The following is a 17,650-nucleotide window of genomic DNA, read 5'->3' on the forward strand; positions in this document are numbered from 1 at the left end:
AGTGATAAAATAAATAATATTGAAATTATAATTAAAAATTTATATAATTGCTTTATTATTATTTTTATAGGATATAAATATGATTAAAAGATACACTAGAAAAGAGATGGGTGAACTTTGGAGCTTACAAAATGAGTTTCAGGTTATGCTTGACGTAGAGATTGCAGCTTGCGAGGCTATGGCTGAAATTGGAGAGATTCCTAATGAAGCTGTAAAAAGAATTAAAGAAAAAGCTACTTTCACAGTTGAAAGAATTGCTGAAATAGAAAAAGAAACTAATCATGATATTATATCATTTGTAACAGCTGTTCAAGAAAATGTTGGAGAAGGCGGACAGTATATACATAAAGGCTTAACTTCAAGCGATGTAAAAGACACTGCATTGGCTGTAATGATGAAAAAATCAGCTGAAATTATATTAGAAGATTTAAAAAGATTATCTGAAGTATTATTAAGAAGAGCTAAAGAGCATAAATACACTCCTTGTATAGGACGTACTCACGGTATACATGCTGAGCCTATGACATTAGGTTTAAAATTCATTTTATGGTATGATGAAAACGAAAGAAATATTAAACGTGTAGAAGAAGCAAAAAAACAAGTATCAGTTGGTAAGCTTTCTGGTGCGGTTGGAACATACAGCAACATTGACCCACGCATAGAAGAAATTGTATGTAAAAAATTAGGAATAGAAGCTGACAGAGTTTCTACTCAAATAATACAAAGAGACAGACATGCACAATATCTTACTACTTTAGCAATAGTTGCTAGTTCATTAGAGAAATTTGCTACAGAGATTAGAAACCTTCAAAGAACAGATATTAGAGAAGCAGAAGAGTATTTCAGCGAAAAGCAAAAAGGCTCATCTGCTATGCCTCATAAAAGAAACCCTATCACTTGCGAGAGAATATCTGGTTTAGCTAGACTTGTAAGAGGAAATGCATTAGCTTCTTTGGAAGACATTACTCTTTGGCATGAGAGAGATATAAGCCATTCATCAGTAGAACGTGTTATACTTCCAGATTCTACAATAGCAGTAGACTATGCTCTTAATAAGTTTATTGATATAGTAGACAAACTTTTAATTTATCCTGATGCTATGAAAGCTAATATTGAAAAAACAGGCGGTTTGATTTTCAGCCAAAGAATATTGATAAGCTTAGTTAATAAAGGCATAGACAGAGATAATGCATACAGATGGGTACAGAGAAATGCAATGAAAAAATGGCTAAACAATGAAGACTTTAGAGAGAATGTTCACAAAGATGAAGATATAACAAAATATTTAAGCTCTAAAGAGATTGATGACTGTTTTGACTATGCATATTATTTAAGAAATATAGATGTGATAATGAAGAGATTTGGAATATAATTTTTAAGTTTTTTTGTTTGTGGTGGCGTTGCCCCCTGCGAAGCGTGCCCGTAGGGTGCCGCCCCTAGTTCTTTTGCGACCGTAGGGAGTCCTTCAGGGCGACCGAAGGAAGTGCCTGTGGTATTGCCACAAAGAACCAAAAAGGCTGCATTTTTATTATAAATTTCATAATTTCATTGTACATTAAAATGCACTCCCCCGCACGACTAAGAAGTTATAATTGAAGCATAGCATTACCGTGCGGCAAGGTGGTACAGCTCGTACGCAAGAAAAAGAACAACAAAAAAGAATAAATAAAAAAATTACCACATAAAAAAGAAGGGTTTTTTAATCCCATATTTATTTTTTGAATAATTTGATAAAATCTATTTTTGATTTATAAAAAGCTATAATAATTTACAAAATTTAATTATAAATGTTTATTAATTTTATACAAATCAAAAGGAATAATAATGAGTATAATTGAAGAAATTAATGAATTACATAAAAATGATGAACATGAAAAAATTATTGATATTATAATGGCAATTCCAAAAGAGCAAAGAGATACAGAACTTTTTAGTTTGCTTGCCAGAGCTTATAATAATGTAGGAAGATACGATGAAGCGTTGGATAATTTAATGTATATAAGAGAAGAATGCATTAATGATGCTTTATGGAATCATAGAATTGGTTATTCTTATTTTTATAAAGGAGATAAAGAAAATGCATCTATGCATTTTAAAAAGGCTTATGATTTAAATAATGATGATATACACTCATATAATTTTTATATGCTATGTTGTTCTGAAGATAAAGATGATGGAATAAATTTTGAAGAGAGAGTTAATAGGTTTTGGACATGGTTTGAAGAAAATGAAAAAGTTATATCTGATTTTATAGATAAAAAATCTAATATGTCGTCAGAGGAAATAATAGAATTTGTTTCTAATGGTGTAAGTTTAATATCCAATAATCTGCAGTTTAATTTCGGGGGTAATTATGAGTTTACATTTACTGTAGAAGGCAAAGAATATTTATTTTATCTTACTCCTAGAATAGTAGCTGCTATGCCTGAGAAATTAAAAAATAAATGGAAATTCTTTCCTTATATGCAAAAACAAGATATAGCTGATTCTAATTTTAGAATGTATAATAAAGATTTAAAATTTAATGAAATTTTAGTATTAGCTGAATATAATGAATATACTAATTTTTTTAATTTGAAATTCTATAATAAAAAGTTAAATGAATTAGAAGAAGATTATGCATATAATGCTTTTTACATAATGCTTGAACATGCTGTAGGTGAAAATATATCGAAACTATATTTATTAGGAGATGTTGAAAAATTAGATAAAAAACTTGATGGTATGATAGAGCTTACAAAACTTTATGACTTTATAATGGACATTCTAAAAAATAAAAATAATGATATTATTACAGACCCTATGAATAGATATACAGCTTATGAGTTTAACCCTACAAATAGTTCCTTTAGAGGAGATATATTTATGGGTAGTACATGCTATATGGAATTTATTAGTGATTATGTTAATAATAATGTAAAGACTATTATTAATATTTCCAAAATGGGAGCAAGGGCTGTATATTTAGCTTATGAATTTTCAGATAATAAAGACGATGACGATGAAAATATAATAAAATTGATTGATGAAAGAGATAAGATTGCAAATGAGCTTGAGAGTATGATGGGTGAGAAGGGAAGCGGTAAAGAAATAGGTATACTATTAGGCGGTGCTTTTGGAATACTATGCGGATATATAGACTTGCTTTTATATAATCAAGATGAGTTTATAAAAAGAGCTGAAGAAGTATTAAAAAAATATAATTATAAATTTAACTTATTGAGATTAAGACAATATTCAGAAATTATAAAGACATTTAATGATTAATTAAATACAATAATATTAATGTGCTTTTTTAGTGCATTACTGCATGTATTATAATAGTTTATACATATTCCAAATGATAAAGCTAAAGCATTTGCACTTTTTGGTTCTTTGACGAAGTCCGCAGAGCGTAAGCTGCGGAAAAAAGAACAACAAAAAAATTGATAAAAAATAATTATTTCAATATATACTAAAAATTTTTAAGTTTACCAAAACATATTTTTTATGTTTTTGTTAGTCTCGGGGGCTAGCCCCCGCACCCCACTTCTTTTGCGACCGTAGGGAGTCCTTCAGGGCGACTGAAGGAAGTGCCTGTGGTATTGCCACAAAGAACCAAAAAGGCTGCATTTTTATTATAAATTTTATAATTCAATTGTACATTAAAATGCACTCCCCCGCACGACTAAGAAGTTATAATTAAAGCATAGCATTACCGTGCGGCAAGGTAGTACAGCTCGTACGCGAGAAAAAGAACAACAAAAAGTTGATAAAAAATAATTATTTTAATATATTCTAGAAATTTTTAGCTTTTTATTTTAATTATTTACAAGGCTTTTTAATATTTTTAAGAAGCTTTTTTATTTTTGCATTTATTTATTAAACTTCATAATTTATTAATTTATGAATTTGCTAATTTTAAAAAATAGTATATAATCGTACTAATTCTATATAAGGATTAAGCCTATGATTATCAAATTAATAGAAATGAAAAATGATTTAAACAATAAAAACACATATCATCAAATTTTTAATGATGCATTTCCTATCGAAGAGAGATGGAACTTTGATATGATACTTGAAAATAAAAATGAATCCAGCTATAAATTTTATTCTATTTTAGATGATGATAAACCAATAGGCTTGACTATGATTTGGAGCTTTGAAGAGTTTTATTATGGAGAATATCTTGCTATAGATAAAAACTTAAGAGGAAAAAATTACGGCTCAGAAGTATTAACTAAAATATTTGATATGCATAATGACAAATTAATCGTTATAGAGGTAGAGCCTTATGATTTGAATGATATAGCTAAAAGAAGAATTGATTGGTATAAAAGATTTGGTCTTATATTATCAGATTATGATTATGATATGCCTTGTATAAAAGACGGCAAAAAAGATACAATGAAAATGAAAATTATGACAAACAGAGAAATAAAATCAAAAGAAGAATATAATAATATTATTACAACATTATACAATAAAGTATACAGCCCAAGATTAGAAAGTATAGATAAATGGCGAGATTAAATTACTATTAAAATTTCATCTTGCTTGACAAATAGAAAAATGTTTATATAATATACTCAAATATAAATAATTTTATAGGATTTTTATTATGGATATTAAAAAAATAGCATCAGATATAGTTCAAGTTGCTGGAAAAGAAAATATTATTTCAGTTTCATCTTGTGCGACTAGATTAAGATTAATAGTAAAAGACAGAAGCCTTATTGATGATGCAAAGATGCAGGCAATTGATGGCGTTAATGGTGTATTTTTTAATTCTAATCAGTATCAAATAGTATTGGGTACAGAAATAGTTAAAAATGTTTATGATGCAGTAGTAGCTTTGGGTGTTTCTGGAATTAATAAATAACATAAAAATATTTTTAATATTTATTAAAAAATTTTAAACCTTCTTTTGGGACTAAATATTAATATAATATGTCCTATTATGTCTTTTTTGTTTATGAGACCAAAATCTCTGCTGTCTCTGCTTAGGGCTATATTATCTCCTAAAACAAAATATTGGTCTTTTCCAATATTATATACTGCATTATCTTTTTTGCTGAAAATATAATATTTATGCCTTATAAGCTCATCATTTAAATATAATCCGCCGTCAAAAATTTCTACTTTATCTCCCTCTTTTCCTATAACACGCTTTACTAAATTGTTAGTACCCATTCTAAAAACTATAACATCAAAGTTTTTAATATTATTAAAAATAAAATTATTTTTTAAAAGCAATATCTCATCACCCTCGTAAAAAGTAGGCTCCATTGATTTGTTGCTTACTATATAGGTATCAAAGAAAAATACCCTAATAAAGCCTGCCAAAAATAAAGCAAGCAAAGATGCTAATATTATTTCTAAAATCTGTCTTTTATTCATAAAAATTAATTATTTAAATCTTTCTTCCATTTGTTAATTAAATTAAGCGCCTCTATTGGAGTGATATCATTAATATTTAAGTCTTTAATTTCTTTTTCTATTTCGCTTTCTTTTGTTTTTTTGTTATCTACTATATTAATATCAGAATCTGCTTTAGAATTAAAAGGAAGAATATCTGGAGATTTTTTATTATTTATCTCTATATTCTCAACTTGTATGCCAGCCTCATTCTCAAGCTTTTTTAATATTTCTGAAGCTCTCTGTATGATTTTATTTGGAGCACCCGCAATTTTTGCTGCATATATACCATAACTTGACTCAGCAGCTCCCTCAATAACTTTTTTCATAAATATTATTTCATCTTTATACTCTTCAACTAATACCTTATAATTTTTTACACCTTCCAAATCTTCAAGCATAGTAAGCTCATGATAATGTGTAGCAAATAATGTTTTTGATTTTTTATTCTCTTCGTTTACTAAATATTCAACTATAGCCCAAGCAATAGAAAGCCCGTCATAAGTAGAAGTGCCTCTCCCTATTTCGTCCATTATAACAAGGCTCTTATCAGTACAATGATTAAGTATATAAGCGGTTTCATTCATCTCTACCAAAAATGTACTCTCGCCCTTTGCTATATTATCACTCGCACCAACCCTTGTAAATATTCTATCAACTATAGATATTTTAGCACTCTTCGCAGGTACAAATGAACCAATCTGTGCAAGAAGAACTATCAAAGCAGTTTGTCTCAAATATGTACTTTTACCGCTCATATTTGGTCCTGTAATTATTAGCAAATGCTCATTTTTGTTGTCTAAATATGTGTCATTCGCTATAAAGCTTTCGTTTTTTAAATTGGCTTCAACTACAGGGTGTCTTCCTTCTTTTATGTCTATTATACCGTCGTCTGTTATAATAGGCTTTGTGTAATTTTCTTCTGCAGCAAGGCAAGCCAAAGAAACATAAACATCTATTATAGATATTACTTTTGCCATTTTTAATATAGATGTTAAATATTCATTGACTTTACTGCGTACGTCTATGAATATATCATATTCTAAAGCATAACTTTTTTCATTGGCTTCGTTTATAGTCTTCTCATATTCCATTAGTTTGCTTGTGGTATATCTCTCACTTCCTACCAATGTTTGCCTTTTTATAAAATCTTTAGGCACTAACGATATATTAGATTTTGTTATTTCTATATAATAGCCTATAACATTATTATATCTTATTTTAAGATTGTTAATTGAAGTGGTTGATTTATATTCATTTTCTAATTCGCTTATCCAACTTCTTCCTTCTCTTCTTGCCTCATTATATTTTTTTAATTTTTCATCATAATCATCTTTTATAATATCACCTTCGTTTATTACAATTTTAGGGTCTTCCAATATTGCTCTTTCTATTAAATCAGTAACAATTTTTATATCGCTTATCTCTTCAAAGTTTACATCATTAAAATTATTAAGCACAAGCTCTGTAATTATTTGCAAAGATGAAAATAAAAACCTTTTTAAAGCAACCAACTCTTTAGGGTTAATCCTGCCAAGCGCCAATTTTGAAGCAAGTCTCTCTATATCTCCCACATCAGAAAGCATATCCATTATTCTATACATAAACTTCTGATTCTTATAAAAATATTCAACATTATTAAGTCTTTTATTTATCTCATCAATATTAAGCAAAGGTTCGACTATTATTCGCTTTAAATATCTTGCTCCCATAGATGTTTTTGTTTTGTCTATGGTATCAAATAATGTCATTTTGTTGTTGTCATTTCTTATAGTTTCCAAAATCTCTAAACTTGATATTGTGGCATAGTCTAATGTCATGGAGTCTTTTCTGTTGTAGAGTTTAATATTTGATATATGCTCTAATGATGTTTTGGATAATTCTTGCAAATAATATATCAAAGAACCAAGAAGTGAAACTATTAAATGTTTATCTTCTATACCGAAACTCTTTAATGATATTGTCTTAAAATGATTTATTAATAATTTATATGCATAAGAATATTCTGCTGTATAATTTGGGGTAGTGCTGAAAAATATATTTGAAAACCTATTTTGTATTTCTTTTATTATATTACTCTCTTTTACAGATTCTACAGTCATTATCTCTTTTGGAGAAAACCTTATAATCTCTTCACATATCTCATTTAAAAAGTCTTTTGTATTATTATTATCAAGCTCTGTAACATACAATTCCCCAGTAGATATATCACATATAGCAATAGCAACATTATTCTCACTTTTTGAAACTATTATAGAAGCTAAATAATTATTGCTCTTTGATTCTAAATATTTATTTTCTGCAATAGTCCCAGGTGTTATCACTTGAGTAACTTCTCTTTTTACTATACCTTTTGCTGTTTTAGGGTCTTCCATTTGGTCGCATATTGCTATTTTCTTTCCGCTTTTTACTAACTTTGATAAGTAATTATCTATAGCATGATAAGGTACTCCTGCCATTGGAACATTTGCCCTTTTTGTAAGTGTAAGACCTAAAAGTTCTGAAACTGTCTTGGCATCTTCAAAAAATACCTCGTAAAAATCTCCCATTCTAAACAAAAGTATACTATCGCTATATTTATCTTTAATCTCTTTGTATTGCCTCATCATTGGTGTGAGTTTTTCTTCTTTGTTTAAATTTTCTGATGATTCTTCTAACGAAAAAAAAGTTTCTTGCATATATCAATAAAATCCATTATCTAATATTATTGAAAAATAGTATATTATATTTATTTACTTTTATCAAACGAAATATTGTAAACTATATAATGATACAGTATTTTGCTATAATTTTTTTTTATTTTCCATAAAATTATTATGTAAAGACCTCTTTTATATTGCTTTTTTATATTAAATATTGTATATTATTAATATTACTTCATACAATATTGTTAATTAATTATTTTTTGTTATATTTAAGCATATATATAAAAACACAATATATATAAAAAATACCATTATGGAGAGGATTGAGTAATACTCAGTCCTTTCACTTTTTTAAATTGGACTTATTAAAAATAATCAGAGAAATAAACTTGTTCTTTAGGTATTATACTTTCTAATAATTTAATAGCATTAGCTGTTGATTCTATTCTTCCAATTCTATAAAGATACGAAGGGCTTTTATAACTCATAAGCATAGTAGTTAGAGTTTTTATATCCATTTTTATAATATATCTGTCTTTAGAGTTTCTCTTATATTCTTTAGTTATTCTTTTGCATACCGTGTCTTTATCTTCATTCCAATAAATCATAAAACTTGCATTATTCCACTTAGCCATATCGTCTTTAATTATTAAATTAATTTTTTTATTTTTTGGTTTTCTTAAGAAAGGATAATTATTAATAAAACCTTTAACATCTGTAATTCTCGCCATAATATATGGTCTTATAGTCTCTTTTATTTCACTGTCTTCAAGAAGGAAAGCTATAGGTTCATTTGTGTAATTATATCCTTTAACCTCATCAACCATAGAAAAATGTGCTGATATATAATTCCAAAGCCCAAGTCTTGCTTCAAAATTAAGATAAATCATCTCTTTTATATGAAATACATCATTTTCAATAACATAAACTAAATACCCTTCAGCTTCATTTTTATCATTATAATATAAAGCAACAATTGTATCATCAACTTCCCATCTCCAATACTCTTCCCATTCCAAATCGCCTCTAATTAAAGCACCATGTCTAGTATAAGAAAATTTATTATAAAGCTCTTTTAAATCATCACTGTCTATAGAAACCCTCTCCACTCTTCCTTTACTAGTCATAGTTTTAGGAAGCTGAGTGTCTTTTATAGTGAAGCTCATTTTATCCGATATTATCTCCCAGCCTTTTCTTCTGTAGAAAGGAATGGAGTATGGATATAATACAGATATAGTCTGCCCCTCTTTTTTCATGTTTTCAATACTTTTTATCATTAAATCATTCATAAGCCCAAGATTAGAATATTCCGGATATGTAGCAACTCCTGTAATTCCTGCCATTTTATATATCACGCCATGAATATTCATTTTCATAGGGTATACTGCTATTTGAGAAGCGAGTTTTTGTCCGTCAAACCAACCTAAAACTTTAGCCTTGCTCAATACTGCTGATTTTGCTTGCTTTATTTCATCTACTTCATAACCTAAAGTAATAAGTTCATTATTGCTTACTTGAAACGCGTATCTTAATAAATTATTGAAATCATCTAAATCTTTTAATGTTAAATACCTTATTTTAAATTTCTTTTTTTTCTTATTTATTAAATCTTTATCAATCATATAAAACCTGAACTTTACATAACTTATAAATAATATTAAATCAAAATTTTATAATTGTCAATTTATAATATTTTGTATATTTAATATATATATTTTTTTATTTATAAGTATTTAAAATAAGTTAAATATAAGTCAAATAATTAAAATTGACTTTTTAATTATTTTATATACAATTTATAATTAAATATGATTACAGCTATGGAGAATTAAAATGAAGAAAATTATATTAATGATTACATTGTTTATAATGAGTATAAGTACAACACTTATGGCCAAAAGCGGTGCTGGTGTTGATATTACTGTACCTCTTGGTGCGGGTATTGGTTTTTTCTTTGAAGACGGTAAAAAAAATGAAGCACTTAAACCAAATGCTGGTTTTGAGGGCGGAGTTTATTTAAGACCTAATTATTATTTTGATTTGGCTGTTCTTTCTTTAGGTATATCATTAGATTTAGGCTATCAGAGAGATGTTTTTTCTTTTAAATCTGATATAAATACTGAGTATTTAAGTTTTGATAGCTTAAGTATCGGTTTAATGCCAAAAATAGATATATTATTTTTATCTATAGGGGTTGGCGCTGGTATAAAATTCCCTCTTGGCGGAGCAAGTTATTCAAAAGAAAATAGCGGCGGAGAGCAAAGCCATACATACAATTTAAAACAATTACAAGAGCAATTTGATAATTTGTATATACCATATATTAGAACGAGTTTAGATTTTCTGCTTCTAAATAATTTTACTTTAGGTATTTATGTTTCTTATGATTTTATAGCTATGAAAACTAAAACAATTAATCCTCAAACTACTTTTGGTGCATTAGATATAGGCGGTCAAATAGGGATAAGATTTTAATTAATATATAACTAAATAATTAAGAAGCTTTGATGATTTTTCAAGGCTTCTTTTTTATAAATTAATCTTTAATCTTATAATGCTCTAATATTTAATCCTCTTTTCTAAATCTTGATGAGGTAACATCAAATTTGTTCAGTCTCACCATGCAAATCGATAATATTATAGCAAGTAAAAATGCGAGTGATATAGAATAGTAAGCAAGAGAAACTTTTTTGTCGTTTTTTATGATATTTATTTGTTCAGATTTTGAATTAATATTTTCATCTATTGCACTTGCTTCTGCAATATTCCCGCTTTCCATCAAGCTTCCCTTTTGAAGTCGCAAATTATCAATATCTTTTATAATACTTTCTATCATCTTTTCTTTTTTTATTTTGTTATAAAAATCAAATCCCCATATACCTAAACTAACAAGAGAAAATATTGCAGTTATTATTATCAATATAAATATAGCAAATTTTCTTTTTTTAATGCTTATATTGGAAATATTAACAGATTTTATTTTTATATCATTTATATGATTTATTAAATTTTCAGAATCCGGATATAGTAGTTTTGATTCTTCTATACAAGATAAAAGATTAAGCATAGCTTTGTATCTTTCTGTTCTTTGGAAGTTTAAATAATATTTATCTATATCTTTTATTTTTTCTTCAGGACTGCTTACATGTTTATTAGTTTTGTTTGAATGAATATTTAAAAGATATGTTTTATTTTTTTTCTTTTCTGTATTTTTTTTTATATTTTTGTTTGTATCTTTTTTAGTATCTTTGTCATCTTCTTCTTTTTCTATTTCATCTTCATCATCTACTAACGATATTTTTTTATGTCTTTCATCTATATCATCTTTTGATAATTTTCTAATTCCTCCTAAAGTACTTGATTGGCTTACAGTATTTCCATCTCTATCTTTAACTTGCACTCTTATGCCAAATTTATCTCTAAACATAGCCTCTAAAGTTTCTACACTTGTATCTTTATCTATAACTATAGAAGATTTTTGATTTTTTCTTGGGTCTGCTATTTCAAATAATTTTATATCATTGGATTTTTTGGCGCCTTTATATATTCCTAAAGTAATTCCAAATTCTCTGTCGAAAGAATCTAACAGATTGGATACAGACATATCTAAAGTTATTTTCATAAAATCCTCTATATTTAAATTAAAGTAATTATATATTTATATTAATATCGAAATTATAATAAATAAAACGCAAAAAATAATAAAAAGAAAAATAAATAATTTAAAATTAATGAACATTTTAAATTGAAAAAATAATGTGACTATATCATAAATTTATAGTGTAATTTAATTATTTTTATTATAAAGTTTATTAATTAAAAAATTTTATTGTAGATGTTATGGTTATATAAAAAATACTAAATATTTGTTTAAGAAAGCAGCAAAATTGCAAAAAAAAATTAATTTTATAAGAAAAATGATTTATTTTTTTATAAATCTTTATTTAAGCAGCATCAAATTTATTTAGTACTCATAATATAAAACTAATAAAATTACAACGATTAAAAATACAAGTGACATAGAATAATAATAATCAAAATAAAGTTTTTTATAATAATTATTTGTTTATATTTTGAATTAATATTTAATATTATCTATGCATTAGTTTCTGCTATATTGCTGCTTTCTATCAAACTCCTATTTTTTAACACAAATGTGAATATATTTTTTATGAGTTTATACTTTCTATGTCTTTTATATTATAAACATAAAAATAGAAAATATTATAAAAATTAATTATATTTTTGAATTATAAGAATAAATTATATTATAGAAAATGACTATATATTTAATTTAAATTCCGTATAAGTTAGTATTAATTTTTAATTTGTTATCCAATAAAAAATAAACACATTAAATTTAGTTTTTATATAAATCATATATTATTAATTTAATAATTTAGAGCCGTATTTAAAACCTACAGAAATACCTCCGCCTGAGCCTCCTATTCTTGGAGTATCTGTTAAAGATCTTAAAGGAAGTCCATAATCATGAGCAATATACACCCCCAAAACAACAGCTAAATTATCTGTTACGAATATAGAGTAATCTAAAGTCATCTTAAAATAATGCATAACAGAAGCACTATATCCATATTCCAAATCTTTTTTTCCAGACATAGGTATTTTTATTCCTCCTCCTATAGCTATAGAAAAATCCCAAATTGTAAATTTAGGCATGAATCCTATTTCAAAATTATGTATGTACATAGATGTATCAATAACACTATTATCGCTCAAAGTCTTTGATGAAGCAAAAGTATCGTATGTATATCCTATATCCAAAAACAATCCTGCTCCTATTCTATTATATATTTTATGCATATATCCCAATTGTACTTCCAATCCGCTGTCTATTCCTTTTTTTGATTGATATCCAAGAGATTTCATAGCATCATTTGGAGTTCCTATTGCAGCTCCCACTGGTATATTCAGAGATATTTCAAAACCTCCCCCATAAGCAAATAAATTAAATGATAATGTAAATAATATAACTAAGAATATTTTTTTGAGCATAAAATTCTCTCCTTAAAATTAATAAGTTTATATTTGTTAGAAGATACTAACATTTAAACAGAAAAATACAATATTGACATGTATATTTTTTATTTTTATGATACGTATACTAAAAAAATGTGTATAAAATAATTTTAATAATTGAAAAAAAAATAATGTTAATATATTATAAACTTAAAATATTAATTTAATAAATTTTTTTATTGCAAAGTCTTATTAAATTAAAGTTTCATTGGAGGTATTATGGCAGTATCTAAAAAAAATACTAAAGATTCATTAAAGAAAGCATCGAAATCTGTTAAAAAGTTAGCTTCAGAGAAAAAAGTTATTTCTAAAAAGGCTTCTTCTGCTGTAAAGAAAGCTGCTAAAAAAATTGAGAAAAAAATCGCTGCTCCTAAATATTATGTATCAGAAGTGCCGCTTAAGAGTGCTGATAGAGAGATATTTAATGCGATGAAAAATGAGTACAAGAGAGAGATAAATGGACTTGAACTTATTGCTAGTGAGAATATAGTTTCTCGTGCTGTTATGGAAGCACAGGGCTCTATATTCACAAATAAATATGCTGAGGGGTATCCTTCTAAGAGATATTATGGAGGCTGCAGTGAAGTTGATGTTGTTGAGAATTTAGCAAGAGAAAGAGCAAAGAAATTATTTAAAGCTCCTTTTATAAATGTTCAGCCGCATTCTGGTTCACAGGCTAATATGGGCGTTTATATGTCAGTACTTCAGCCTGGTGATACTTGTTTGGGATTATCACTCGATTCTGGCGGACACTTGACTCATGGTAAAAATGTTAACTTCTCTGGTAAAATTTATAATTTTGAGCATTATAATGTTAGAAAAGATACTATGCAAATAGATTATGATGAAGTAAGAGATATAGCTAAAAAAGTAAAACCTAAATTAATAGTAACAGGCGGAAGTGCTTATCCTAGGCAAATAGATTTTAAAAAGTTTAGAGAGATTGCTGACGAGGTTGGGGCTTATTTAATGGTAGACATGGCTCATATATCTGGATTAGTTGCTGCTGGACTTCATCCTAGTCCTGTTCCATATTCTCATTTTGTTACTGGTACTACTCATAAAACTTTAAGAGGTCCGCGCGGAGGATATATTATTTCCACTGAAGAAGATTTAGCTAAAAAAATTGATAAAACTATATTTCCTGGCATACAAGGCGGCCCTTTGATGCATGTTATTGCTGCTAAGGCTGTATGTTTCAAAGAAGCACTTGAGCCTAAGTTTGTTAAATATCAAGAGCAAGTTTTGAAAAATGCTGATGCTATGGCTAATATGTTCCTTTCTAAAGGTTATGAACTTATTTCTGGAGGAACTGATACTCATTTGATATTAGTTGATGTGAAAAAATCTAAAGGCATTACGGGGCAGCTTGCAGAAACTGTTTTAGATAGAGCACATATCACTATTAATAAAAATGGTATACCTTATGATACAGAATCTCCAATGGTTACTAGCGGTATTAGACTTGGTACTCCTGCTATTACTACAAGAGGATTTAAAGAAAAAGATGTTATGGAGCTTACTCAATATATTGATGAAGTGCTAAGCAATGCTAATGATGAAAAGGTAGTTGCTTCTGTTGCCAAAAAGGTGTTAGCTTTGTGCAAAAAATTCCCAATGTATAAGTTTATAGGCGATATGTAATTAAATAATAATTTATTAATATAAAAAGGGAGACTATTTTTTAGTTTCCCTTTTTTATTGTTTTTTAAATATTTAAATAATTAATAGCTTCATTTATTTTATCTACAACAATATCTGCCCCATGTTCTAATAAAGTTTCTCTTTTATAACTATTTGTAATTGCTATTATTTTTATGCCTGTTTTTTTAGCGCCATCAATACCAGCTAAGCTATCTTCAAAAATAACAACATCTTCTTTTGTTATTTCACTATTTCTTTTTCTTAGTATTTCAAAAGCATTCAAAAATAAATCTGGTTCTGGTTTAGCCTTTAATGTTTCATTATGACATGAATAGCCTATTATGTATTTTGATATAGAGGTTTTCTCAGACATTTTTGTGACATAATCTATATTACTATTAGAAGCTATCACCATATCTAAGTTTTTTAATCTTTCTAATATATCAATAACACCATCAAAAGTTTCTAAATCTGTTTCTATAATTTTACGAAAATATTTTTCTGTATCTTCAAAGAAATCTTTTGGTATAATATAATTTTTTTCTATTAACATTCTTTTTATGTCATTAGTCTGATATCCAGCCATAGCAGCAAAATCTACATCTGTGAGTTTATTCATTTGTTTTGATGTATGTATTAATGATTTTGTATATAAGCTTTCACTGTCCACCAATGTACCATCAAAGTCAAATATTACTCCTTTAATTTTTTTATCCATTTTATTTCCTTTTTTTATATAAATTTGATGATAATATATTTTATATTTAATTATTAGTTACATCAATAGCTTTTATATGTAAGTTAATAAAAATTATATTAATTGTAATAAATTGTATATATGCTATAATTTCAACATATTAGTTTATGAAAAATATTATAAATTAATAAAAGGAGTATTAAAATTATGGGATTAAAAATTATAATTGCTAAAGATGCTAATGGGGTTGGAAAAAAAACGGCTAATGAGATTATTAATATACTAAAGGTGAAAAAAGATGCTGTTTTAGGTCTTGCTACTGGCGGCACAGCTGAAGCAGTTTACCCTCATTTAATAAAGGCTTATGAAAAAAAAGAGATTGATTTTAAAAATGTAAAATCTGTTAATTTAGATGAATATAAAGGCTTAGATGGAAAAAATGAACAGAGCTATAGATATTTTATGAATAAAAATTTATTTGACCATGTAAATATAGATAAAAAAAATACTTTTGTTCCTAAGGGAATAGGTGATAAAGAGAAAATTTTAAAAGAGTTTAATGATAAAATAGAGAAGCTTCCAAGAGATATTCAATTACTTGGAGTTGGGCCTAACGGTCATATTGCTTTTAATGAACCAGATGAGGCTTTACATGCTAATGCTTTATGTGTGAAGCTTGATGAAAAAACTATTAAAGCTAATGCGAGATTTTTTGCTTCAGAGAAAGATGTTCCAAAAGAAGCTTTTAGTATGGGAATGGGGGGAATATTAAAAGCTAAAAAGATAGTAATAGCTGCCATTGGAAAGGGTAAAGCTGCAGCAATGAAAGAGTTATTAAATCATGATAAAGTTATGACTAACTGTCCTGTTACTTTTCTAAAACTTCATAATGATGTAGTAGTTGTTATAGACGAAGAATTGGCTGAGGCTATAGGATATCAAAAGAAAGTGTGTAAGAAAAAATAATATTTAATAACTAAATAATTATTTATTAGCAATGGGATTTTTTATTAATCTCATTGCTTTTTTTATATAAATAATTATTTCAAAATATTAATACTTGTATATATAATGCGGGTTTCCATTAGATTCTAAAGATTCTTTTGAATCAATATTAAAAGCGTCATTGCAATCTTTTATTGATTTTTCAAAATATTTTTTATCTTTAGTATATTTGTATTTATCAAAATAAAGCATGCTTCTATTATTTAATGCATATATATTGTGATGATCCATTTCTATTAGTTCATTATAATCTTTCAATGCTTCATCAAAAGACTCGGCATTTGCTGTAATTTTGTAGTTTAATAAATTTAAAGTTGCTCTATTATGTATAATATCAAAGTCATTATTGTAAGATGAAATTGTGTTGTTAAAAATATTTAAAGCAGTGTTATAATCATTATTATTATTATCTTTACCATATCTTGTTGAATATAATATTGCTTTATTATTTAGAATATCTTTATTTTTGTTATATATAGAAATTGCAGATTCATAAAATTTATCAGCTTTTACAAAATAAGTATTATTTCCATTTTTTGTATATATCTTTGTATAAAGTATTCCAGCGCCATTTAAAGCTAAATAATTTCTATCATCTATTTGAAATATTTTTTCAAGCGTTTCTATAGCACTGTCTTCTTTGGCATTTTTTATTTCTTCTACAAGAAGTTTATACATATTTTTTATTTCTATTTCTTTTTTATCAATTTCGTTAGAAATAATAATATTAGGTTTTTCTTGTATTTTTTCATTTTCTTCTTTTAGAATTTTCTTTGTAGTTTGAATATTATTATTTTCTTTATCGTGGCTGCTAAGTAAGTTTATAATAAGGCCTAATATAAATGTGAATATTGCTAAAAACAATAGTACATAAGTTGTATTTCTAGTTCTTAATTGTATAATATCGTTAATAGATGATTTTAAATTATTAAAGTTTGAAGATGATGTTGATGATGTGTACTCTTTTATCAAATTATTTAATTCATTTATTTTATTTTGATTAGTTTCATCTATCAATTGCTCTTTAAAATATAGCGATAATATTTTTATGTATTGACTTCTCATATCATCTGCTAAAATATTACTAGTTCCATCTATTTCTTTTTTGATATTATTATTTGCCCCTATAGTGTATACATTATATACTATTGTTAATATTAAAAATATAAGAGAAAATATTATAAGTATAATAAAAATATTATTCTTTTTCATTTATATT

Annotated in this window: 14 protein-coding genes; 7 read left to right on the forward strand and 7 right to left on the reverse strand. The window is 26.6% G+C overall.

The features are described from left to right. The first annotated feature begins 79 nt into the window (after window positions 1-79). The 4 genes from purB to R4I97_RS04750 all read left to right on the forward strand — a co-directional run bounded on the left by purB (window position 80) and on the right by R4I97_RS04750 (window position 4,864). Complete coding sequence (gene purB, locus R4I97_RS04735) at window positions 80-1,372, forward strand: adenylosuccinate lyase (protein WP_335783931.1); 1,293 nt, start codon at window positions 80-82, stop codon at window positions 1,370-1,372. A gap of 452 nt (window positions 1,373-1,824) precedes the next feature. After that, window positions 1,825-3,267 carry a hypothetical protein gene (locus R4I97_RS04740; protein WP_335783932.1) on the forward strand — a complete coding sequence of 481 codons (1,443 nt, stop codon included), beginning with the start codon at window positions 1,825-1,827 and terminating at the stop codon, window positions 3,265-3,267. A gap of 681 nt (window positions 3,268-3,948) precedes the next feature. Then, a complete protein-coding gene (locus tag R4I97_RS04745) occupies window positions 3,949-4,515 on the forward strand; it encodes a GNAT family N-acetyltransferase (RefSeq protein ID WP_335783933.1) in 567 nt (188 codons plus the stop codon). 88 nt (window positions 4,516-4,603) lie between these two features. Beyond that, window positions 4,604-4,864 (forward strand): PTS transporter subunit EIIB, encoded by a 261-nt coding sequence (locus R4I97_RS04750; protein WP_335783934.1) that lies wholly within the window; start codon window positions 4,604-4,606, stop codon window positions 4,862-4,864. Between the two features lie 23 nt (window positions 4,865-4,887). Here R4I97_RS04750 and lepB read toward each other — a convergent pair whose 3' ends face one another. The 3 genes from lepB to R4I97_RS04765 form a co-directional block, all read right to left on the reverse strand. Then, window positions 4,888-5,382 carry a signal peptidase I gene (gene lepB, locus R4I97_RS04755; RefSeq protein ID WP_335783935.1) on the reverse strand — a complete coding sequence of 165 codons (495 nt, stop codon included), beginning with the start codon at window positions 5,380-5,382 and terminating at the stop codon, window positions 4,888-4,890. Window positions 5,383-5,387: 5 nt separating this feature from the next. After that, entirely contained in the window at window positions 5,388-8,078 is a 2,691-nt protein-coding gene (gene mutS / locus R4I97_RS04760; RefSeq protein ID WP_335783936.1) for a DNA mismatch repair protein MutS, read from the reverse strand. Window positions 8,079-8,410: 332 nt separating this feature from the next. Further along, complete coding sequence (locus tag R4I97_RS04765; RefSeq protein WP_335783937.1) at window positions 8,411-9,667, reverse strand: GNAT family N-acetyltransferase; 1,257 nt, start codon at window positions 9,665-9,667, stop codon at window positions 8,411-8,413. 211 nt (window positions 9,668-9,878) lie between these two features. Between R4I97_RS04765 and R4I97_RS04770 the strand changes: the two genes are divergently transcribed. Continuing rightward, entirely contained in the window at window positions 9,879-10,520 is a 642-nt protein-coding gene (locus R4I97_RS04770; protein ID WP_335783938.1) for a hypothetical protein, read from the forward strand. Window positions 10,521-10,611: 91 nt separating this feature from the next. On the opposite strand, the gene R4I97_RS04775 is transcribed toward R4I97_RS04770, so the two are convergent. Together R4I97_RS04775 and R4I97_RS04780 are read right to left on the reverse strand one after the other, a co-directional pair. After that, window positions 10,612-11,667 carry a hypothetical protein gene (locus R4I97_RS04775; protein WP_335783939.1) on the reverse strand — a complete coding sequence of 352 codons (1,056 nt, stop codon included), beginning with the start codon at window positions 11,665-11,667 and terminating at the stop codon, window positions 10,612-10,614. A 764-nt stretch (window positions 11,668-12,431) separates the two neighbouring features. Then, a complete protein-coding gene (locus R4I97_RS04780) occupies window positions 12,432-13,061 on the reverse strand; it encodes a hypothetical protein (RefSeq protein WP_335783940.1) in 630 nt (209 codons plus the stop codon). A 243-nt stretch (window positions 13,062-13,304) separates the two neighbouring features. Between R4I97_RS04780 and glyA the strand changes: the two genes are divergently transcribed. Beyond that, the gene (glyA, locus tag R4I97_RS04785) at window positions 13,305-14,729 is read left to right on the forward strand and encodes a serine hydroxymethyltransferase (RefSeq protein WP_335783941.1); all 1,425 of its coding nucleotides are present in this window, start codon (window positions 13,305-13,307) and stop codon (window positions 14,727-14,729) included. Between the two features lie 64 nt (window positions 14,730-14,793). On the opposite strand, the gene R4I97_RS04790 is transcribed toward glyA, so the two are convergent. Next, entirely contained in the window at window positions 14,794-15,447 is a 654-nt protein-coding gene (locus tag R4I97_RS04790; RefSeq protein ID WP_335783942.1) for an HAD family phosphatase, read from the reverse strand. Between the two features lie 186 nt (window positions 15,448-15,633). On the opposite strand from R4I97_RS04790, the gene R4I97_RS04795 reads away from it, so the two are divergent. Then, complete coding sequence (locus R4I97_RS04795) at window positions 15,634-16,392, forward strand: glucosamine-6-phosphate deaminase (protein WP_335783943.1); 759 nt, start codon at window positions 15,634-15,636, stop codon at window positions 16,390-16,392. A gap of 87 nt (window positions 16,393-16,479) precedes the next feature. Here the strand turns inward: R4I97_RS04795 and R4I97_RS04800 are convergent, their stop codons facing one another. Then, window positions 16,480-17,643, reverse strand: a complete 1,164-nt coding sequence (locus R4I97_RS04800) for a hypothetical protein (RefSeq protein ID WP_335783944.1) — start codon at window positions 17,641-17,643, stop codon at window positions 16,480-16,482. Between the last annotated feature and the right edge of the window lie 7 nt (window positions 17,644-17,650).

The sequence above is a fragment of the Brachyspira pilosicoli genome (assembly GCF_036997485.1).
GTDB lineage: Bacteria > Spirochaetota > Brachyspiria > Brachyspirales > Brachyspiraceae > Brachyspira > Brachyspira pilosicoli_C.